Genomic DNA, 20,013 nt, shown 5'->3' on the forward strand with positions numbered 1-20,013 from the left:
TCCTTGCATTCTTACCCGCCTCGCTTACTCAGTGCTCTCTCAAGCAACACTTAGCTAAAAGATGAAAATGCACTTAAAGGCTATATAAACGCTCTATATTTCTTTTGTATGATCTATCATGTTAACTGGATATTTAACGAGTGAATATAATTATCTGGCAGGTAATGACCGGACTATTAGCCATTGCGCTAGGTATTAGCTTATATAAAATTATACGATTAAAAAAACAAAAACAACTTAATAAGTTTAAAGAAACGGAAGAAGATCTGATTGATTATGCACTTTCTAACCCTAATCCCATTTTAGGGATTAATAAATTTGGCCAAAGTATTTTTGCCAACTTTGGCAGCGAAGGTATTTTATCTGAATGGGGAATTGGCTTAAATGATAAAATACCAAGCGAATGGCGAGAAGTGGTTCGTCAGGTATCTTTATCTCACGAAACGCATACATTTGAAATGCCTTGCGGTGATAAAACTTATTTCATGAGTGTCGTGCCAAGAAAAAATGATGAAGCAACTTTTTTTGGGATGGATATTACACCATTAAAAGATCTTGAAAAAACATTATCTGAACATTCTTTATACGATAATGAAACCAAACTACCTAATCGAATAAGCTTTAAGCAAACATTATTAGAACAGACCATCACCGCAAAAGCATCTCAGTTAAAAATGGGTATCCTAGTTGTACGCATGGACGATTATACTCAAATTGAAAATACCTATGGCCAAGAAACAGCTGAGAGTATTTTAAAAGAGTTTGCCAAGCGGCTTACCACCTTTTCAAATAAAATGAGTTCTATCGCCAGACTTGGCGAAAATGAATTCGGCATTTTAGAGCCAGAAATGAGTGACGCTGCCACCATGGCTTCTTATGTACAATCCCTCATTGAAAATTGCACGATGCCTTATGAGGTTGCAGCACACGATATTTTTATTAATGTGAGCATAGGTATCGCCTTTTGTCCCAATGATGGAAATTCTCCTGATGTATTAACAAGAAATGCGCAACTTGCTGTCAATCGAACAAACAGTTCTCGCAAACCATTTGAATTTTTTGAACGTGGCATGGAAGAACAATTAGAGCTCAAAAAAACTATTCTTTCTGATCTACATAAAGCAATAGAAAGAAACCAACTTGAATTGCATTATCAACCTCAAGTTCATCTCGGCTCAAAAAAACTGATTGGTGGTGAAGCATTGATCCGGTGGAAACACCCTAAAATGGGATATATTTCTCCTTATGTTTTCATGACAACTGCAGAAGAATCAAAGCTGGTTGACATCATTGGTGAATGGACAATAAGACAAGCTTGTCAACAAATAAAAGAATGGCGTTCACAAGGATTTTCTCCGATTAAAATTGCAGTCAATGTCTCTGCCAAACAAGTGCTCAATACCAATATTGTTGAAATTGTACGCAATATAATGAACGAAACGCAAACCACCAATGAGTGGCTATCGCTTGAATTAACAGAGAGCGCTTTAGTGCAAGATAAAGATAAAGCGGTTGAAGTCATGCATGGATTTAAATCATTAGGACTAGAACTCGCCTTAGATGATTTTGGCACAGGGTATTCTTCATTAAGCTACTTAGCGCAATTTCCCATTGATAAAATAAAAATTGATCGTTCCTTTGTCGTTATCATCGAAGACGAATCCACTGATTACACGGTTACCAAAGGCATAATCGATTTAGGTCATAGTATGAAGCTTAAAATTATTGCTGAAGGTGTAGAAACGAAAGCACAGCTAAAATTTATGCAAAGGCATGATTGTGACATGATTCAAGGTTATATTTTTAGCAAACCGCTTTCATCAGAAGAATTTGTCAAATTATTTAAAGTTGATTGGGCTCAAGAAATTTCAAAGTATGATTAAAGGATACGAATACAAGTGAGTACTTATTCAATTGCCATTATCATTTTCCTGAGCGTGTGTGTTTGCATATTGGCTACTATTTTATGGTTCAGAATAAAAAAACCTCCCATTCGAGTCGGCATTTTACATTCTTTAACAGGCACAATGGCATTTAGTGCCGCTTCTGTCGCCGATGCAACCTTGATGGCAATTGATGAAATAAATGAATCAGGTGGTATTTTAGGTAGAAAAATAAAACCAATTATTGCTGATGGCCGCTCAGATCCTAATCATTTTATTGAAATGGCTGAAAAACTAATTACAAAAGACAAAGTTTGTGTTGTATTTGGCTGCTGGTCTTCCGCTAATAGAAAAGCGATTAAGCCTGTTTTTGAAAAATATAACCATTTGCTTATCTATCCAATTCAATATGAAGGGCTAGAAGATTCACCTAACATTATTTATACCGGTGCAACACCTAACCAGCAAATCATTCCTGCCATTAAGTGGTCTTTTGATCATATCGGGAAGCGATTCTTTCTTGTTGGATCTGATTATGTATTTTCTCGAGCAGCAAATGAAATTATCAAAGATCAGATTAAAGCATTGGGTGGAAAAATTTTAGGAGAAGCGTATATCCCTCTTGGCAATGACACGGTGAATCACATTGTAGATAATATTCAGCAAACAAAGCCTGATATGATTGTTAATACAATTAATGGTGATAGTAACATCCACTTTTTTAAAAGATTAAGAATGCAAGGCATTTCTCCTAGCGTTATTCCTTCTATTTCATTTAGTTTGGGTGAAAATGAATTATGCACATTGTCTTACTCGCAAATGGCGGGCGATTATGCAGCATGGAATTATTTTCAAAATATACCTAACAAGGTTAATCAAAATTTTGTCGAAAATTATAAAAACAAATATGGTCAAGATCGTGTGACAGATGATCCCATTGAATCTGGTTATATTGGTGTTTTTCTGTGGGCACAAGCGGTGAAAACAGCAAGTACTACTAATGTTAATACCGTTCGAGAAGCGATGAGAAATCAATATTATTTTGCCCCAGAAGGAACCGTTTATATTGATGCTGAAAACAATCATACTTGGAAAGTAGCCAGAATAGGAAAAATACGTCAAGATGGCCAATTTGATGTTGTCTGGCGATCAGACAAAGCCATCAAACCTCTTCCCTATCCTGATTATCGCACTAAAGAAGAATGGGAAATGCTTTTAGACCAGCTTTATAAAGAATGGGGAAATCACTGGGTCAAACAATAGGCCATCATTTTTAAAGCTTTTTTATCAAATAACAACCTACCGTGTCATTGCGATGATCATGACGTTCAAATTCAATGTTAAATCCCAGTTTTTGATACCAAGCACAAGCAGGCCAATCTTTAAGAGTAAAAACCGTCACCGCTTTGCACCCTTTTTGTTTCGCCCACTCTTGTGCTTTCTCTACTAGCAATTTGCCATAGCCTTGACTACGATATCGCTCATCTACCCATAAGCCACCAATTTCTGCTGGGCCAAAGTTATCAAAGCCAGAAATCGCAGCAATCACTTTGTTATTATCGTACACAACATAAAAATAGCCGCCCGTACCTGCTAAGCCACGAGTGGCGGCATATTCATTGATACCTTGATGAATAATGCCATAAAAATCTTCGGTTGGATTTTCAATAAAAACAACAGGATTGTGCGTCATAGAAACTTCCTATGCCGTTGCAACTTTGGGTAGCAGTGCATCGGTTTTCGCTGCACAAATAAAATCATTTTCGGATAATCCTTTAATCGCATGTGTCGTATATTTAACGATGCAACGATTATAAGAAACTTCTATATCAGGATGATGATTTTCATGATGCGCGATGTAGGCCAATGCATTCACAAAAGCCATGGTATGATAATAATTTTTAAAAGCGAAGGTACGCTTGATTTCAGTTGCTTGTTCATTTAGCACCCAACCTTCTACTTTTTTCAAATAATATTCTGCCTCTTTGCGATCTAAAGGAGAAGTGCCACCTTCACAGGCCTTACAATGTTTTTCAATCAGTTCATTCATACGGTAACTTCCTTCATTCTCTTTCTATTTTGAATGTATACCCTTAAGGGGTAGCCTCTGCTGTGTTGCCTACATTCATACTGGTTCGAGTATAGTTTGATGTAATGCTTTCAAGCACTGAGCATTTTCTTGCTCTGTGCCAATCGTAATTCGAATGTAATTCATTAATCCATAAGGATCGAGTGGGCGAACAATAACGCCTTGTCTTAAAAGCGCCTGATAAACATCTTTGCCCGGTTGTTTAACATCAATCAAGATAAAATTACCCACCGTCGGAATATAGTTTAATCCTAATGCGGTTAGTCCTTCATAAAATTGTTTTTTACCTTGCTCATTAAGCAGAATGCATTTTTTGACAAAAGCTTGATCTTTTAATGCGGTTAACGCCGCAATTTGTCCAAGATGATTCACATTAAATGGCTGGCGAATACGATTCGCTAAATCAATGATGCTCTCATGTGCAATACCATATCCTACTCTCAAGCCTGCTAAACCATAGGCTTTAGAGAACGTGCGGGTAACAATTAAGTTAGGATATTGCTGTAACAAGGCAAGTGTTTGTGGGTAATCTTTCTCTAAAACATATTCATAATAGGCTTCATCACAAACGACAATAACATCGTGAGGGATCTTATCTAAAAAATCACATAAGGTTTGTTGGTTAATATAGGTTCCGGTAGGATTATTAGGATTCGCTAAAATAATCATGCCGGTCTCAGGCGTTAGCGCCGCCAGCATCGCTCCCAGATCGGTCTGAAAATGATTTTCAGGTATTTCCTTAACGGAGATCCCTAAACCATGGGCTAAAATTTTGTAAGCCATAAAAGCATATTGTGAAATCATTAAATGCTTGTGACCAAATACAAACGCTTGTAGCAATATTCTCAGTACATCTTCTGAACCATTTCCCATCAGCAATTGATTAGGTGAAACATTTAAATGTTTCGCTAAAGCCGCTTTCAATGCTAAGCAACCGCCATCTGGATAGCGCATTAATTCTGTCATCGATGACATCATCGCTTGCGTTAATGATGGACTAAAACCTAAAGGATTTTCATTGCTGGCTAATTTGATAACGGCAGAAAGACCATATTCTTGTTCCACTTCAGCAATGGGTTTGCCAGGTTGGTAAGGCTTGAGATTTAAAATATCCGATCTTACTAAATGTGTTGGATCAAATGTCATTGCTTCATTCCCTTTTAATCAAATAATCTTTCCTGAACAAATGGCTCTGGCAGCCATTTAAGGTGATCAAGTCCTTCCAGCACAATCACCCCTAATCCAAACAATAAGACCAGTATGAGTAACGGTTTACCACCCATCACTTGATAACTTGATGCAATCTTCAGCCGATATCTTCCTGACCAAACCATCAATACCGGATAAATAATAAGCAGCACAGCCGCAAACATCCCTGCATAATGCAGCGCTAATAAAAATTGTGGACAATATATAGCAATGAGCACTGGTGGCATGAAAGTTAAAATAGCTAGCACTAATCGGCCTCGCCAGGTTTTCTTAATATGAAAACCATCCGCAAAGAAATCAAACAACCCCAATGCCACACCAATAAAAGAAGTTAAGATAGCCGATATCGCAAAACTACCCACCAATAAATTAATACGGTGGTTATTTAAAATTTGACTCAGTAATTGCGTGAGTTCAACCACCGCTTGCCGACCTGAATTTTTCTCAGCCTGCATCATGGCAACCAAACCTTTGTCACCTGAAACAGGTACCACGCCCAATATTAATAATTCCCATAACAAATAAACCACTAAGGGTAATAAGCTTCCGCCAATAATTGCTCGACGTAAGCCTTTAATATCTCCATGCATGTAATTTTTTAAACTAGGAATTAATAAATGAAAACCAAAAGAAGTGACAAGCAGCGGCGCTGTTGAAAATAAAAATTTAGGATGTCCTTCTTTTAACAAGCTGGGAGAAACTTGGGGCACAACGTGGTAGACCAAAGCAAAATAGGCAAACACTAAAAACAGCATGAATATACGATTAACACCATCTACCCATTTAGCGCCTAAATACACGACTAAACCAAATAATGAAACAATGATCCAAATGCCCCATTTGGCATTTAAACCTATTTTAGTCAGCCCTTCACCAATCAAACCCGCTGCACCAGACGTGTAAGCAGCCATCAATGCATATAAAAAGAGAACATAACAAATCCAGGCAATACTTTCGCCGGCTTTCCCTAAAGTCGACTTTGCCATGGTAATGAGGTTGGTTTCTTCGGGATACCACAATGAAACTTCTAACATTAATAATGCGCTCAAAGTCATCATAACCCAGCACACTAAAAATGCGATTGTCGAGGGATAAAAACCACTTGCTGCCGTTGAGATGGGTAACCCTAACATACCAGCACCAATACAGGTTCCTGCCACCAGCATTGCGCCACCAAATACTTTGTTAAAAGATGAACCAGTCAATCGGCTTTCTCCTGTTCATTCGAGGATGGTTTTGTAAAGTAACAAAATCAAACCAGGTTGGGAATCACTTTATCATTTTTTACTTTTAGCATGCTTTGTTCTATGTTAGGTCGGACAGGATGATAGATGTAAGTTAGCTGCTTTCACTTAATAAGGAAGAAAAACGATGAAAACCACACTGACCACATCACAAGTCACAGCACGTGATAACCCCATGGGATTAGATGGTTTTGAGTTTGTTGAGTTTGCAAGCCAAGAACCTGAAAAATTAGCGGCACTTTTCGAGCGGCTACATTTTACCCCCATCGCAAAACATCGTTCAAAAAATGTGCTCTTATATCGCCAAGGACAAGTCAATTTTATTTTGAATCAAGAATCACAAAGCTATGCAATGGCGTTTGCCAAAGAACATGGCCCTTGTGCTTGCGCCATGGCTTTTCGGGTTAAAGATGCCAAAAAAGCGTTTGAGAGAGCGGTTGCGCTTGGCGCAAAACCGTTTCTTGATAGTAAAAATGGCAAAGATGAACTCGCTATCCCTGCAATTTATGGTATTGGGGGCAGCTTATTATATTTTGTCGATCGCTATGCAAGCGATACCATTTATGATCATGATTTTATTCCTCTGCCCCAACAAAATCAGCACCCCCAAGGTGAGGGATTAATGGTGATTGATCATCTCACACATAACGTCTACCAAGGTGAAATGGATAAATGGGCAAATTTTTATCAAGATATCTTTAATTTTTATGAAATTCGTTACTTTGATATTGAAGGGAAAAAAACCGGCCTCACCAGTCGTGCGCTCTCAAGTCCCTGTGGCAAAATAAAAATTCCACTCAATCAATCCAAAGACAACAAATCACAAATTGAAGAATATTTGCGAGAATATAAAGGTGAGGGCATTCAACATATTGCGATGACCACTAAAGATATATATAGCACCATTGAAGGCTTAAAACATCGCAAGGTGAATTTTCTAGATGTCCCTGATACTTACTATGAAATGATTAAAGAACGTGTTCAAGGGCATCATGAAGACATTGCTCGTATGCAAAAGAATAAAATTCTCATCGATGGTGAAGTGAATGATGGCGCAGAGCAACTGCTATTACAGATCTTCACTGAGAATGTGATTGGTCCTATTTTCTTCGAAATTATTCAACGCAAAGGTAATGATGGCTTTGGTGAAGGCAATTTCACTGCACTATTTGAAGCTATCGAACGAGACCAAATGCGCCGTGGTGTATTATAAGAGGTATTGATAATGAAATTGGCCACTTTAAAATCAGCTCATCGTGATGGAGAGCTTATCATCGTTTCAAGCGCTCTCTCTCGTGCAGTCAAAGCAACCGATATTGCTCCTACTTTACAGCAAGCCTTAGATCAATGGCACGATTGTGAAAAAGCGTTAACCGCTCGTTTTTTAGCACTTGAAAGTAATGAGCTATCGAATGCTTTTGCATTTGATGCAACCAAAACCACCTCACCTTTGCCACGTGCTTACCAATGGGCAGATGCCAGCGCTTATGTTAATCATGTTGAACTCGTTCGAAAATCGCGTGGTGTTGAAATGCCCACATCATTCTGGACAGATCCCTTAATGTATCAAGGTGGTTCCGATAGCTTCATTGGACCACGTGATCCTATCTTACTAGCTGATGAAGCCTGGGGCATCGATTTTGAAGCAGAAGTTGCCGTCATCACAACCGATGTGCCAATGGGGGTTACGCCTGAGAAGGCAGGGCAATATATCGCGCTTGTCATGCTCGTGAATGACGTGTCTCTACGTAATCTTGCAATGAATGAATTAGGAAAAGGTTTTGGTTTCTTTAACTGCAAACCTTCCAGTGCTTTTAGTCCTGTTGCCGTCACGCCTGCAAGCCTAGGAGAAGCATGGGATGGCAAAAAAATTCATTTACCGATTATCAGCCATTTAAACCAAAAATGGTTTGGTAATCCTAATGCCGGTATTGATATGACTTTTGACTTTCCAACCTTGATTGCACACGCAGCTAAAACAAGGCCGCTGGGTGCAGGAACCATTATCGGTTCAGGTACCGTTTCTAACAGTGATCGCAGTTTCGGATCTTCTTGTATCGTTGAAAAACGCATGTTAGAAACACTAGCCGATGGCAAACCCAGTACCGAATTTATGAAATTTGGCGATACGATTCGTATTGAAATGTTAGATGCCAATAATCAAAGTATTTTTGGTGCAATTGATCAGGAGGTTATGCGTTATCATCCTCCTGCATAGTATTAGGACGGCACGATGGCCGTCCCCTACTTTTTTTTCGTGTTTTGTAGAGGCGGACCACTGTGTCCGCCTTAAATGGGAAATGCAATCGTGATAAAGCTCTATGATTATTTTCGTTCCAGTGCCAGCTTTCGCGTACGAATAGCGCTTAATTTAAAAGGAATTGCTTATGATTTACACCATGTTCATCTGGTTAAAGAAGGTGGGCAACAGTTACAATCTCTGTATGCAAATATCAATCCGCAGAAATTAGTGCCTAGTCTTGAGAGTGATGACGGGCTTTTAACGCAATCCCTTGCCATCATAGAATTTTTAGATGAACAATATCCTGAACCTGCGTTATTGCCTCAGGATGCTATCTTACGAGCTCATGTTCGCGCTTTCGCACAACATATTGCCTGTGAGATCCACCCTTTAAACAATTTGCGTGTTCTACGATATCTCGTTCATTCCTTAAACATCACCGAAGAACAAAAAATCAGTTGGTACCACCATTGGTTACGTGAAGGTTTTAATGGCTTAGAAGCACTGTTATCGCAAAACCAACCGCAGCGGTTTTGTTTTGGTGATTCACCAACCCTTGCTGATCTGTGCTTAGTACCACAAATTTACAATGCCTTACGTTTTGAGTTTGATATGTCAGCTTATCCGCGGCTTAATCAAGTGAATGAGCAGTGTTTAAAGCTTGATGCATTTCAAAAAGCATTGCCTGAAAACCATCCACGGGCGTTAGATAAATAACTATAAGTGTAAATTCAAATTGGGAAGAGTATATACTCGATTCTGAATGACTTATAATGATCCCCATTATTTTAGTTATTGATAAAGAAGCCTTATATTTATGCGTATAGCCATACCAAAAGAAATCTCAAGCGGCGAAAATCGTGTTGCTTTGGTACCTACTTTAGTTTCCAACTTAACACAATTAGGATGCCAGATCTTATTAGAAAAAGGCGCGGGCCTGAATGCTCACTTTCGGGATGAAGATTATGTTGGCGTCGAGCTCCATGATTCTGCACAAAGTCTTTATCAAAATGCCGATGTGATTCTAAAAGTAGAATCACCCACGCAAGATGAAATTAAACTTTTCAAAAAAGATGCCATCGTGATAGGAATGCTCTCACCAGGACGTTACCCTGATAGAGTACAAGCCATGTCAGAGCAACATATCACCAGTTTTGCACTCGAAAATTTACCTCGCATTTCTCGTGCTCAAGTGATGGATGCGCTTTCTTCGCAAGCAACCATTACCGGTTATAAAGCCGCTTTATTAGCAGCTAATTTCTTACCACGCTTTTTCCCAATGCTAACAACCGCAGCAGGCACCATTCGCCCTGCTACCGTACTTGTCATTGGTGCCGGCGTTGCCGGTTTGCAAGCCATTGCAACTGCACATCGTTTAGGCGCTATCGTAAGGGCTTATGATATTCGTCCTGCAGCAAGAGAACAGGTCGAGTCCTTAGGCGCTAAAATGATTAATATCGATATTCATGCAGAAGGCACTGGTGGTTACGCCAGAGAATTAACCGAAGAAGAAAAGCAAAAGCAAACACAAGCACTTGCTAATGCAGTAAAAGACGCAGATGCGGTCATTACTACCGCTTTAATCCCTGGCAAAAGTGCTCCTAAAATTATCACAACAGCCATGGTTGAATCGATGAAACCCGGTTCTGTCATCATTGATATCGCTGCGATTGCAGGTGGTAATTGTGAACTCACACAAGCACATCAAACAGTGACTCATCAAGGTGTCATCATCAATGGCCCCGTTAATTTACCCAGCATGTTAGCGAAAGACGCTAGTATTATGTATGCCAAAAATGTGGTGAGCTTTTTATCGTTATTCATCAAAGAAGGCAAAATCAATATTGATTGGGAAGATCCCATCTTAGCGCAAAGTGTCTTAACGCATGATGGCAAAATGTTACAAAAAGCGAGCTAGTCATTTTTTGATCCATAGAGGAAACAATGGACGGATTTATCACTTTTCTTTACATCTTCATGCTGGCAGCGTTTACCGGCTATGAAGTGATCAACCGTGTGCCTGTGATTTTACATACCCCTTTAATGTCTGGGACAAACTTTATTCATGGCATTATCTTAGTCGGGGCAATGATTGCCATGGGGCAAGCACATACCGGTTTTGAACAACTTGTTGGTTTTATTGCCGTGCTCATTGCCACCATTAACGTTGTCGGTGGTTTTGTCGTGACTGAGCGTATGTTAGAAATGTTTAAACCAGAGCAAAAATCCCATGAATAATTTATTACAATTTATTTATCTTATCACCGCTTTCATTCTTATTGTTGGCCTTCGTCAGATGTCCTCACCTAAAACCGCAAAACATGGTATTACCATTGCCGGTGTCGGGATGTTGGGTGCGATTATCATTACTTTCTTTTCTCCGCAAATTCATGGTTTTAGCAATTACGCTATCATGATTATTGCTATTGCATTGGGTACCTTTATTGGCTGGTACTCTGGTAATAAAGTACAAATGATTAGCATGCCACAGATGATTGCGCTTTATAACGGTATGGGTGGTGGCGCAGCCGGTGCCATTGCGGTGATTGAATTACTGAACCATCATGAATTAACCTTTGCAATGAGCACTTTATCTATTTTAGGTGCGATTATCGGAACCATCTCTTTTAGCGGCAGTATTATTGCTTTTGCTAAATTGCAAGATCTCATGAAACGGGTTGTTATCTTACCCAAACACCAAGCCATTAACATGATATTACTGGTTTCAAGTTTGGTACTCGGTGCTTTATTGTTATTCATGCCAAAAGCCACCTTCTTAATGATCCCCTTCTTTGCTTTACTATTATTATTGGGCATCACCTTCACCATTCCAATTGGTGGTGCAAATATGCCGATTGTTATTTCATTATTCAATGCGATGACAGGCTTAGCGGTAGGCTTTAACGGTTTTGCTTTACATAATTATGCTTTAATTATCGCGGGCACCGTTGTAGGTGCATCCGGTACTTTGCTCACGCAATTAATGGCGAAAGCCATGAATAAATCGGTTTCTTCCATCTTATTCTCTCCGCTTAGCGCAACAACACAACAAGTTGAAGAAGACAATGGTGGTAGCTTAAAGCCGATTGAACAAAGTGATGCGGCCGTCATGATGGCTTATTCTAAGAAGGTGATTATCGTTCCAGGTTATGGAATGGCCGTTGCGCAAGCCCAACATAAAATTTGGGAATTAGCACAACAGCTCGAACAAAAAGGCGTCACGGTAAAATTTGCGATTCATCCAGTTGCGGGTCGTATGCCAGGCCATATGAACGTTTTACTTGCAGAAGCCGGCGTTCCTTATGACAAATTGTTCGATTTAGAAGAAATCAACGCTGAATTCTCTAATACCGATACCGTTTTAGTCATTGGTGCCAATGACGTGGTAAATCCTTCTGCAAAAACACATCCTGAAAGCCCTATTTACGGGATGCCTATTTTAGACGTTAACCATGCGCAAAATATTTTGGTCATTAAACGCGGTCAAGGTAAAGGCTTCTCTGGCGTCGAAAATAGCCTCTTCACCCTCGACAACACTCGTATGCTGTATGGCGACGGCCAAGAGGTGGTGAATAAATTAGTGCAGTCGGTTAAAGGTCTGTAATTCTAAGCATGCGAATGGTTCGTTTGGTTATTTATATTCGTCGACAGTTGCAACGCCTACTGGGGGTTGCAACGGTGGGCGTCAAAGCCTTAATCATTGATGCTGGCAATCGCGTTCTCTTAGTCGAACATACCTATGTGCAAGGATGGCATTTGCCCGGTGGCGGCCTTGCTAGCGGAGAATCCCCTAAAGTCGCTATGTGCCGAGAAGTACAAGAAGAAACCGGGTTAGAGGTGCTGGGAGAACCACAATTGTTTGGCGCCTACGCACACAAAGTTTACGGCGCCGATGATTATCCCCTGCTTTATGTTGTGAGACAGTTTAAAATTCAAGAAAAACAACCATGCCAAGAAATTAAACAAATCGCCTGGTTTGCTTGGCAGGATTTACCCCCCACCGTTACTGACAGTACACGCCAACGTATTAAAGAGGTCTTTGAAGGGCTTTCACCTGCTGATATATGGTAAATAAATAACTCATTTACTTGCCTCAAGAGCCTAAAGCGACCCTTTTATATATCCGCTGTCATAAAAATACGCATAATTCGCTTGTCATGGTGGCAAGTTACAGCGATACTTCGTGCAAATCGAATTATTGACACAAATACATGTTGGAGAGTTAACTTTATGGTCTTTGGCATTAACTTGCTACCCCAAGATAACAAGTTTTTTGAACTACTGTACCAAACAAGTGAATATGCCAACACTGCCATTCACCTATTAAAAGATCTCACCAATGAAGAAGATCGCGACAATGCGTTTAAAATTGCTCGCGAGATTGAAACTGCTAAGCATAAAACCAAAGAAGTCACCTATGAGATCACCGAGCGCTTATGTCGCACGTTAGTGACTCCTTTTGATCATGAAGATATCCATCGACTTTCACGCGGATTGTATAAAATCCTTAAGACCTGTGAGAAAGCGCAAGAGCGCATCGTTGCATTTCAATTACGCCCCTTTCAAAACGACTTTTTTAAGCTGACCAGTAACATGGTGGAAGCATCTGATGTGGTGCACACCTTAATGAAAGGTTTGAAAACTTTGAAAGATAGCAAACCTGTTCATGATAAATGTGCACTGATTCATAATATCGAAGCCAATACAGATCAATTGTTAAATCAATTAACTATTGATCTCTATCAATATGAAAACGACTTTAAAAAAATCCTGATCCGAAAAGAAATCTATGGCTTGATGGAAGGCATTGTTGACAGGCATCGCGATGTTGCTAACGTTATCCTCGAAGTCGTATTGAAACATTCTTAAGAATCGCTGAGGAACAACCATGGAACTTGCTTTTTTGCTATTTGTTAGCATTGTTGTTATTGCGCTCATTTTTGATTACATCAATGGGTTTCATGATGCGGCGAATGCGATTGCAACCGTTGTCTCAACCAAAGTGCTATCTCCACGTGTTGCTGTTACTTATGGTGCAATACTCAATATTATTGGTGCATTACTGGGTACCAAAGTCGCGACTACCGTTGGTCAAGGCTTAGTCGATGCCCAAGCAGTTACCTCTGAAGTATTGTTAGCTGCACTTATCAGCGCCATTATTTGGAATTTATTGACGTGGTACAAAGGACTACCTTCTAGTTCCTCTCATGCACTGATGGGATCACTCATGGGTGCCACCGCTTTTGCGGCAGGCGGACAAAGCCTACATTGGGATAAAATCACCGGCAAAGTCATTATCCCCATGTTCACCTCACCCATCATGGCCTTTATTATCGGTTACTTTGTGATGGTAGGTCTTTTTTGGTTATTGCATCGTATTGCGTTACCCACTTTGAATGCCTGGTTTCGTAAACTACAGATCCTTTCTTCGGGTTATCTTTGTCTAACTCATGGTACCAACGATGCACAAAAAACCATGGGTATTATTGCACTTGCCGTTGCTACCTACTATCAAACCGAATTTGAGGTTTCTAATTGGATTGTCATCACTTGCGCTTTAACAATGGGACTTGGCACCATGGCAGGTGGTTGGAAAATCATGCGTACCGTTGGCTCTAAAATGGTTAAAATCACCCCTATCCAAGGATTTGCAGCAGAAGCCACTGGCGGTAGTATCTTATTTTTAACGGCCCATTTTGGTATTCCCGTTAGCACCACACACACCATTACGACCTCGATTATGGGTGTGGGTTCAGCGCAACGGCTTTCAGCTCTCAAATTACCCGTTATCGCTAATATTATGAGCGCTTGGGTTTTAACCCTCCCGGTCTCTTTCTTCTTATCTGGGGGCTTATATACTTTCATGCATTGGGCTATTGCCAGATTCGCTTAAATCACAGCAAGCACGGATTCAATCCGTGCGTCACATTGAAATCCATCTTTTAGCGTCTGGCGGGTGAAGGAGAAGACGGGCTTTGTCTGACCATTTCTGCTTCAATTTTCTCCAAAATAAAGCTTTTAATCTTAGGATCAATGGACATGAGTTTGTCGGATTCTTTTTCTGCAACAAAGTTTAAGAGTTCACGTAAATCTTCGAAGCTTTGAGTCTGGAGTACCTTGGCAACCTCTTCTTCCTCTACCAGGATACAATTTGCCATCAAAAATTCATTGCGTTCTTCGGTACTTTCTATTAAGGCAAAGTGGGGGAGTATCATTTCAGGCGTTTGCGAACGTGAAAATGAGGTTGTAAAGGTTCGCCTTGTTCTCATCGATGAATCCAAGCCTTGGGCATCCTCATCAGAGTGGGTCGAAGAGGATGACGCCGTGATGGATTCTTCAGAGCTAGTGGAGCTAGTGGAGCTAGTGGAGCTAGTGAAGCCAGATAGCTCATGCCGGATATCGCCTTCCATTTCATCTGGATAACCAGACTCTTCAAACTCATCGATGGATTCCAGTTCTTCTTCATAACCAGATGACTCCTCCCCTGATGCACTCGCGCTCTGTTTGACAATCCGAAATTGCGATCTCGATTGCAAGTCTCTCGATATATTTATAAGCCTCATTTCGAAATCGTTAGATAGTTCTAATAACGATGGCCTTGTATTGGGAGGGTAAATGTTTAACAGTTCTGCTAACGTACTCTTACTTTCATCACGAAAACTAGCAAGACTGATTTCCTTTTCTAATAAATCTTTGGCAACCGTTGGTTCAATCATCCCATTCGTTTCTTTTATGCTATTTTGTATTAAACGTAGATGAGCATTATACTGCTTACTACATTCTTCGTAATGTTTTACGGCCAATACTAATTCATCCGGTAAAATTTTTGATAGTATATCAGCATCAAATGCGAGAATATTTTTCAATAATTTAGCAACCGTATAAGTCTCTGATAATCGAGAATATGTTTCACTTGTATAATATTCAGGCGCTGTATACCCAATACTGTATACTTGTTTTGACTCAGATCGCATAAAAACTTGTGGTTCAACCGAAATCGGGATTGCGAGGCCCCAATCGATTTCCCGAATGAGATTATTAAAATCATAACCTGGCAATTCGCCACGAAGATAAGCTGCTACATTATCTGCCGACAACTTTTTTACCGGGGGGAGCTGCGTTATATCTAGCATGAAATTATCTGCTTTGGTATCGCGATGAGCAAATCCATAATTATTCAAATTATCGATTGCGCGGATAATACCCATCGCAATTAACATTCTCTGCCGAACATCGAGGCTGTAAAAGCTAGGAGCTGCCCCACGCAGCAAAAATGCAGATAGCTTAGTGCCGCGAATTAATTTCATCACGGTTAATTCTTTTTCATGGATTGGCTTTTCATCTAACCAAGGTTTTGTCGTATTCGTTTGATAGGACACACCTCCGATACGTACACCAATTGCTTCCATAATGGCTTGTTCTTGAGCAGATTTTTGATCACTTTTTTTGCGCTCAACTTTTAATGCATAAGCATTGCCTTCTTTATCTTTTCCCAGTTTAACTCTGCCAAATTTCCCATTCCCTAGGTAACGCTGCTCATAACTTCCTTCTTTGTTTGGATTTTTATCCATAGCAATAATCCTATCGGGAAATACGACAATGGAATGTGCGCTAGCTTCAGTGATGTCGACACCTGTCTCTTGAAGTTTTCTTAGATATCGAGCAACTTCATTCGCATTTAATTTGAATTCTAATGGCAGTGACTGGGCTACTCTATCCGCCCGTGCAAGCTCAACAATCCTCTCAATGATTTCCCAGCGTTTACCCCAGTTTTCTGCGGTAAAACCCTTTAAATTTGGCTCACTTGCGGGCATATACCTTTCTCCACGTTAACAAGCATTATTGATTGGAGTCAGCCCTGCTGAAAAAGTTCATGTGGGAAATATTGCGTTGAATTTTTGTGGAAACTTGCATAAGCACGCTTTATGAGGCACTTCAAGCTGTAAAGTATGACTTAAAGTGCCTGGCGTTACATTTATAAAGCTTTTTCAATTTCCGGCACTATCGTAAATAAGTCCCCCACAATGCCATAATCAGCGACTTGAAAAATCGGTGCATCGCTATCTTTGTTAATAGCAACAATGACTTTACTATCTTTCATGCCTGCCAAGTGTTGAATCGCACCTGAAATACCAATCGCAATATATAACGTTGGTGCAACCATTTTTCCGGTTTGTCCAACTTGTAGTTCATTTGGCACAAAGCCAGCATCAACAGCTGCACGAGAAGCGCCCACCGCCGCACCCAACTTGTCTGCTAACGATTCTACAATGTGGAAGTTTTCTTTACTTTTTAAACCTCGCCCACCCGACACCACGATCTTTGCAGTCGTTAAATCTGGTCGCGTCATCTCAGGCGTATCTGCCAAGACAAAATGGATAGCAGGATAAGGCGTAAATTCTTCTGTTAGCGATTCTATTGTAGCTTTATTCTCACCTTTTGCTATCGCATCGAAGGCTGTCGTTCTGATCGTTAATAATTTGATGAGATCCATCGATTGCACGGTTTCAAACGCATTACCTGCATAGATAGGACGCACAAAAGTATCTGCATTTTCAATCAATGTTACATCAGAAATCATCGCAACATCTAATAAAGCGGCTACTCTAGGTAGCAGATTTTTGCCAAAAGTGGTGGCAGGTGCCAATATATGGGAGTAACTCGCCGCTTGTTTAACGATGATGGGTGCTAAATCTTCGGCAAGCACATGTAAAAACCGTTGTTGCACGATGGTTTTGATGGTTTTAACCCCCGATAATTCACTTAATGCTGCCGCAAGCTGTGCATTATCACAAGCTAATAATACATCACAGTGTTGCGCTAATTTTAATGCCGCCGCAATCGTTGCTCCATTACTTGCCGCCAATTTTCCATCCGTTTGTTCGGCAATGACTAAAACTTTGTTCATGTTAAATCACCTTTTCAACATCACGTAAACAATGCATAAGTTCTTGCACATCTCTGACGATTTTTCCTGGCTTTCTTGCAGGCGGTGGGCTCACTTTTAAAACCTTAAGGCGTGGTGTGATATCGATATCTAAACTTGCCAATTCATGGGTCGTTAACGGTTTACGTTTTGCTTGCATGATGTTAGGTAAGGTTGCATAACGAGGTTCATTTAAACGTAAATCAGTGGTAATGACACAGGGCAATTGCACGTTGAGCGTTTCTAAACCAGAATCAATTTCTCTTGTTACGTTCAAAGATTTTTTATCATTGGCAAATTCAACTTTAGAAGCAAATGTCGCTTGTGGCCAATTTAAAAGAGCAGCCAACATTTGCCCTGTTTGATTACAATCATCATCGATTGCTTGTTTGCCCATAATAATAATATCGGCTTGCTGCTCTTTTGCTATCGCCGCTAAACATTTGGCGATACTTAATGGTTCTAGTTTCTGATGCGTTTCATAATGTAATGCCGAATCAGCTCCCAGTGCCAAGCCATTTCTTAATGATTCTTGCACTGCACTAGTGCCTAAAGAAACAACGATAATTTCGGTTATGAGTTTTGCTTCTTTCCAACGTATTGCTTCTTCAATTGCAATTTCATCAAATGGATTAATCACCATTTTTAATTGCTCAGTATCAACCCCTGTGCCATCACTTTTAACGCGAATTTTGACGTACGGATCGACAACCCGTTTAATCGGTACGAGAACTTTCATTTTGGCTCCTTGATTTCATCGTCATCCCTGTTTACTGTGAAGTATACCGAACTTATATGGCAAGAGATAACATGACACAGGAATCAATGGAATATGATGTCGTCATTGTTGGCGCAGGGCCAGCAGGCCTTGCCTGTGCGATCCGTTATGCTCAGCTTTGCAAGGACTCTAACCAACAACCAAAGATCTGCCTTTTGGAAAAAGGCGCAGAAGTCGGCGCTCATATTCTTTCGGGGGCCGTATTTGAACCTCGTGCTTTGAATGAATTGCTCCCTGATTGGCAACAACAAGGTGCGCCCTTACATACGCAAGTCACGCAAGATGAATTTTTATGGCTTAGCGCAAGCAAAGCCTTTAGATTACCAACGCCACCGCAAATGCATAATCACGGTCATTATATTATTAGTCTGGGATTACTTTGCCGTTGGTTAGCAAAACAAGCTGAAAGCTTAGGGGTTGAGATCTATCCTGGTTTTGCGGCAAGCACCTTGCTTTATAATCAACAAGGCGAAGTGATTGGGGTGTCTACTAACGATGTGGGACGCGATAAACAAGGTAATCCCACTTCGCATTTTCAAGCAGGTATGCATTTATTAGCGAAAAAGACGGTCTTTGCTGAAGGTTGCCGTGGCTCTTTAACCCAACAACTGATTAAGCGTTTTGATTTAGCCAAAAACAGCCAACCCCAAACCTATGCCATTGGCATTAAAGAGATCTGGGAAATTAAATCAGAAAAACACCGCACAGGTACTGTCACTCATACCGTTGGTTGGCCTTTAGATCAAAGTACTTACGGTGGCAGTTTTCTTTATCATTGGGGAAATAATCTACTGAGTATTGGTTTAGTGATTGGTTTAGATTATCAAAATCCTTACTTAAATCCTTATGAAGAATTTCAACGCTTTAAACATCATCCACATATTGCACCGTTATTAGAAAATGCACAATGTCAAAGTTATGGTGCCAGGGCCTTAAATGAAGGCGGATGGCAATCGATTCCTCAATTAACTTTTCCGGGTGGATTATTAATCGGCGACGCCGCAGGCTTTATGAATGTTCCTAAAATAAAAGGGTCACACACAGCAATGAAATCAGGCATGCTAGCCGCACAAGCGCTTTTTTCTAATACCGATTATGAGCAGCAATTAAAACAAAGTTGGATCAAAAACGATTTATATCCTGTGCGAAATATCCGCCCCGCTTTTCGTATGGGATTATTCGCAGGCTTAACCTATGCCGCAGTCGATACCTATCTACTTCGAGGTAAAGCACCTTGGACACTTTCACATCGTGCGGATTATACCTATCTCAAACCGGCGAAAGCTTATCAACCGATTATTTATCCTAAACCTGATGGAAAAATTAGCTTTGATAAAATGACCTCTCTTGCTAGAAGCAATGTCTTTCACGAAGAAAATCAACCCGTTCATTTAAAACTAAGCGATCCGACAGTTCCTGTTAAAATTAATTGGCAGCAATATGCAGGCCCTGAAGCGCGCTACTGTCCAGCAGGTGTTTACGAATTTATTGACGATGCCAATGGCAATAAAAAACTCCAAATAAATGCGCAAAATTGCATTCACTGTAAAACGTGCGATATTAAAGATCCTACGCAAAATATTACTTGGGAAGCGCCAGAAGGGGGGGGCGGACCTAATTACAGCAATATGTAATAAATTAC

The 20,013-nt window shown here is 40.3% G+C and carries 19 protein-coding genes; 12 read left to right on the forward strand and 7 right to left on the reverse strand.

The annotated features are described in order from the left end of the window. The first annotated feature begins 140 nt into the window (after nucleotides 1–140). Nucleotides 141–1,883 carry an EAL domain-containing protein gene (locus HT99x_RS13280; protein WP_139016562.1) on the forward strand — a complete coding sequence of 581 codons (1,743 nt, stop codon included), beginning with the start codon at nucleotides 141–143 and terminating at the stop codon, nucleotides 1,881–1,883. A gap of 15 nt (nucleotides 1,884–1,898) precedes the next feature. Continuing rightward, on the forward strand, nucleotides 1,899–3,146 hold the full coding sequence (urtA, locus tag HT99x_RS13285) for an urea ABC transporter substrate-binding protein (protein ID WP_075065443.1): 1,248 nt from the start codon (nucleotides 1,899–1,901) through the stop codon (nucleotides 3,144–3,146). 10 nt (nucleotides 3,147–3,156) lie between these two features. Here the strand turns inward: urtA and HT99x_RS13290 are convergent, their stop codons facing one another. The 4 genes from HT99x_RS13290 to HT99x_RS13305 form a co-directional block, all read right to left on the reverse strand. After that, on the reverse strand, nucleotides 3,157–3,576 hold the full coding sequence (locus HT99x_RS13290) for a GNAT family N-acetyltransferase (RefSeq protein WP_075065442.1): 420 nt from the start codon (nucleotides 3,574–3,576) through the stop codon (nucleotides 3,157–3,159). 9 nt (nucleotides 3,577–3,585) lie between these two features. After that, nucleotides 3,586–3,933, reverse strand: a complete 348-nt coding sequence (locus tag HT99x_RS13295; RefSeq protein WP_075065441.1) for a 4a-hydroxytetrahydrobiopterin dehydratase — start codon at nucleotides 3,931–3,933, stop codon at nucleotides 3,586–3,588. Nucleotides 3,934–4,008: 75 nt separating this feature from the next. Further along, the gene (gene hisC / locus HT99x_RS13300) at nucleotides 4,009–5,118 is read right to left on the reverse strand and encodes a histidinol-phosphate transaminase (RefSeq protein WP_075065440.1); all 1,110 of its coding nucleotides are present in this window, start codon (nucleotides 5,116–5,118) and stop codon (nucleotides 4,009–4,011) included. A gap of 14 nt (nucleotides 5,119–5,132) precedes the next feature. After that, nucleotides 5,133–6,386, reverse strand: coding sequence for an aromatic amino acid transport family protein (locus HT99x_RS13305; protein WP_075065439.1), 1,254 nt, complete (start codon nucleotides 6,384–6,386; stop codon nucleotides 5,133–5,135). 166 nt (nucleotides 6,387–6,552) lie between these two features. Between HT99x_RS13305 and hppD the strand changes: the two genes are divergently transcribed. The 9 genes from hppD (at nucleotide 6,553) to HT99x_RS13350 (ending at nucleotide 14,560) form a co-directional block, all read left to right on the forward strand. Continuing rightward, on the forward strand, nucleotides 6,553–7,638 hold the full coding sequence (gene hppD, locus HT99x_RS13310; protein WP_075065438.1) for a 4-hydroxyphenylpyruvate dioxygenase: 1,086 nt from the start codon (nucleotides 6,553–6,555) through the stop codon (nucleotides 7,636–7,638). A gap of 12 nt (nucleotides 7,639–7,650) precedes the next feature. Beyond that, nucleotides 7,651–8,643 (forward strand): fumarylacetoacetate hydrolase family protein, encoded by a 993-nt coding sequence (locus HT99x_RS13315; RefSeq protein WP_075065437.1) that lies wholly within the window; start codon nucleotides 7,651–7,653, stop codon nucleotides 8,641–8,643. A 93-nt stretch (nucleotides 8,644–8,736) separates the two neighbouring features. Continuing rightward, nucleotides 8,737–9,384: a maleylacetoacetate isomerase gene (gene maiA, locus HT99x_RS13320; RefSeq protein WP_075065530.1), complete on the forward strand. Its 648-nt coding sequence runs from the start codon at nucleotides 8,737–8,739 to the stop codon at nucleotides 9,382–9,384. Nucleotides 9,385–9,484: 100 nt separating this feature from the next. Continuing rightward, nucleotides 9,485–10,585: a Re/Si-specific NAD(P)(+) transhydrogenase subunit alpha gene (locus HT99x_RS13325; protein ID WP_200957092.1), complete on the forward strand. Its 1,101-nt coding sequence runs from the start codon at nucleotides 9,485–9,487 to the stop codon at nucleotides 10,583–10,585. 26 nt (nucleotides 10,586–10,611) lie between these two features. Beyond that, complete coding sequence (locus HT99x_RS13330) at nucleotides 10,612–10,905, forward strand: proton-translocating transhydrogenase family protein (protein WP_075065435.1); 294 nt, start codon at nucleotides 10,612–10,614, stop codon at nucleotides 10,903–10,905. Beyond that, nucleotides 10,898–12,271, forward strand: coding sequence for an NAD(P)(+) transhydrogenase (Re/Si-specific) subunit beta (locus tag HT99x_RS13335; protein ID WP_075065434.1), 1,374 nt, complete (start codon nucleotides 10,898–10,900; stop codon nucleotides 12,269–12,271). The genes HT99x_RS13330 and HT99x_RS13335 overlap by 8 nt, the downstream gene beginning before the upstream one ends. A gap of 14 nt (nucleotides 12,272–12,285) precedes the next feature. Further along, nucleotides 12,286–12,738, forward strand: a complete 453-nt coding sequence (locus HT99x_RS13340) for an NUDIX domain-containing protein (RefSeq protein ID WP_259566734.1) — start codon at nucleotides 12,286–12,288, stop codon at nucleotides 12,736–12,738. Nucleotides 12,739–12,897: 159 nt separating this feature from the next. Next, nucleotides 12,898–13,536: a DUF47 family protein gene (locus HT99x_RS13345; protein WP_075065432.1), complete on the forward strand. Its 639-nt coding sequence runs from the start codon at nucleotides 12,898–12,900 to the stop codon at nucleotides 13,534–13,536. Nucleotides 13,537–13,555: 19 nt separating this feature from the next. Then, nucleotides 13,556–14,560: an inorganic phosphate transporter gene (locus HT99x_RS13350; protein ID WP_075065431.1), complete on the forward strand. Its 1,005-nt coding sequence runs from the start codon at nucleotides 13,556–13,558 to the stop codon at nucleotides 14,558–14,560. Between the two features lie 49 nt (nucleotides 14,561–14,609). Here the strand turns inward: HT99x_RS13350 and HT99x_RS13355 are convergent, their stop codons facing one another. From HT99x_RS13355 to HT99x_RS13365, 3 genes are all read right to left on the reverse strand, one after another. Further along, a complete protein-coding gene (locus tag HT99x_RS13355) occupies nucleotides 14,610–16,481 on the reverse strand; it encodes a protein kinase domain-containing protein (protein ID WP_075065430.1) in 1,872 nt (623 codons plus the stop codon). Between the two features lie 161 nt (nucleotides 16,482–16,642). Further along, on the reverse strand, nucleotides 16,643–17,575 hold the full coding sequence (locus HT99x_RS13360; RefSeq protein ID WP_075065429.1) for an FAD-binding protein: 933 nt from the start codon (nucleotides 17,573–17,575) through the stop codon (nucleotides 16,643–16,645). 1 nt (nucleotide 17,576) lies between these two features. Beyond that, entirely contained in the window at nucleotides 17,577–18,332 is a 756-nt protein-coding gene (locus HT99x_RS13365; RefSeq protein WP_075065428.1) for an electron transfer flavoprotein subunit beta/FixA family protein, read from the reverse strand. 71 nt (nucleotides 18,333–18,403) lie between these two features. On the opposite strand from HT99x_RS13365, the gene HT99x_RS13370 reads away from it, so the two are divergent. Beyond that, on the forward strand, nucleotides 18,404–20,005 hold the full coding sequence (locus HT99x_RS13370) for a 4Fe-4S dicluster domain-containing protein (protein ID WP_075065427.1): 1,602 nt from the start codon (nucleotides 18,404–18,406) through the stop codon (nucleotides 20,003–20,005). Nucleotides 20,006–20,013: the final 8 nt, after the last annotated feature.

The sequence above is a fragment of the Candidatus Berkiella aquae genome (genome assembly GCF_001431295.2).
In the GTDB taxonomy this organism is placed as follows: domain Bacteria; phylum Pseudomonadota; class Gammaproteobacteria; order Berkiellales; family Berkiellaceae; genus Berkiella; species Berkiella aquae.

Bases quoted from the DNA above. Each gene is read 5' to 3' on its own strand.
- HT99x_RS13290 (WP_075065442.1), bottom strand. From the start codon at position 3,576: ATGACGCACAATCCTGTTGTTTTTATTGAAAATCCAACCGAAGATTTT.
- HT99x_RS13295 (WP_075065441.1), bottom strand. From the start codon at position 3,933: ATGAATGAACTGATTGAAAAACATTGTAAGGCCTGTGAAGGTGGCACT.
- hisC (WP_075065440.1), bottom strand. From the start codon at position 5,118: ATGACATTTGATCCAACACATTTAGTAAGATCGGATATTTTAAATCTC.
- hppD (WP_075065438.1), top strand. From the start codon at position 6,553: ATGAAAACCACACTGACCACATCACAAGTCACAGCACGTGATAACCCC.
- HT99x_RS13315 (WP_075065437.1), top strand. From the start codon at position 7,651: ATGAAATTGGCCACTTTAAAATCAGCTCATCGTGATGGAGAGCTTATC.
- HT99x_RS13325 (WP_200957092.1), top strand. From the start codon at position 9,485: ATGCGTATAGCCATACCAAAAGAAATCTCAAGCGGCGAAAATCGTGTT.
- HT99x_RS13330 (WP_075065435.1), top strand. From the start codon at position 10,612: ATGGACGGATTTATCACTTTTCTTTACATCTTCATGCTGGCAGCGTTT.
- HT99x_RS13335 (WP_075065434.1), top strand. From the start codon at position 10,898: ATGAATAATTTATTACAATTTATTTATCTTATCACCGCTTTCATTCTT.
- HT99x_RS13340 (WP_259566734.1), top strand. From the start codon at position 12,286: ATGGTTCGTTTGGTTATTTATATTCGTCGACAGTTGCAACGCCTACTG.
- HT99x_RS13345 (WP_075065432.1), top strand. From the start codon at position 12,898: ATGGTCTTTGGCATTAACTTGCTACCCCAAGATAACAAGTTTTTTGAA.
- HT99x_RS13350 (WP_075065431.1), top strand. From the start codon at position 13,556: ATGGAACTTGCTTTTTTGCTATTTGTTAGCATTGTTGTTATTGCGCTC.
- HT99x_RS13355 (WP_075065430.1), bottom strand. From the start codon at position 16,481: ATGCCCGCAAGTGAGCCAAATTTAAAGGGTTTTACCGCAGAAAACTGG.
- HT99x_RS13360 (WP_075065429.1), bottom strand. From the start codon at position 17,575: ATGAACAAAGTTTTAGTCATTGCCGAACAAACGGATGGAAAATTGGCG.
- HT99x_RS13365 (WP_075065428.1), bottom strand. From the start codon at position 18,332: ATGAAAGTTCTCGTACCGATTAAACGGGTTGTCGATCCGTACGTCAAA.
- HT99x_RS13370 (WP_075065427.1), top strand. From the start codon at position 18,404: ATGACACAGGAATCAATGGAATATGATGTCGTCATTGTTGGCGCAGGG.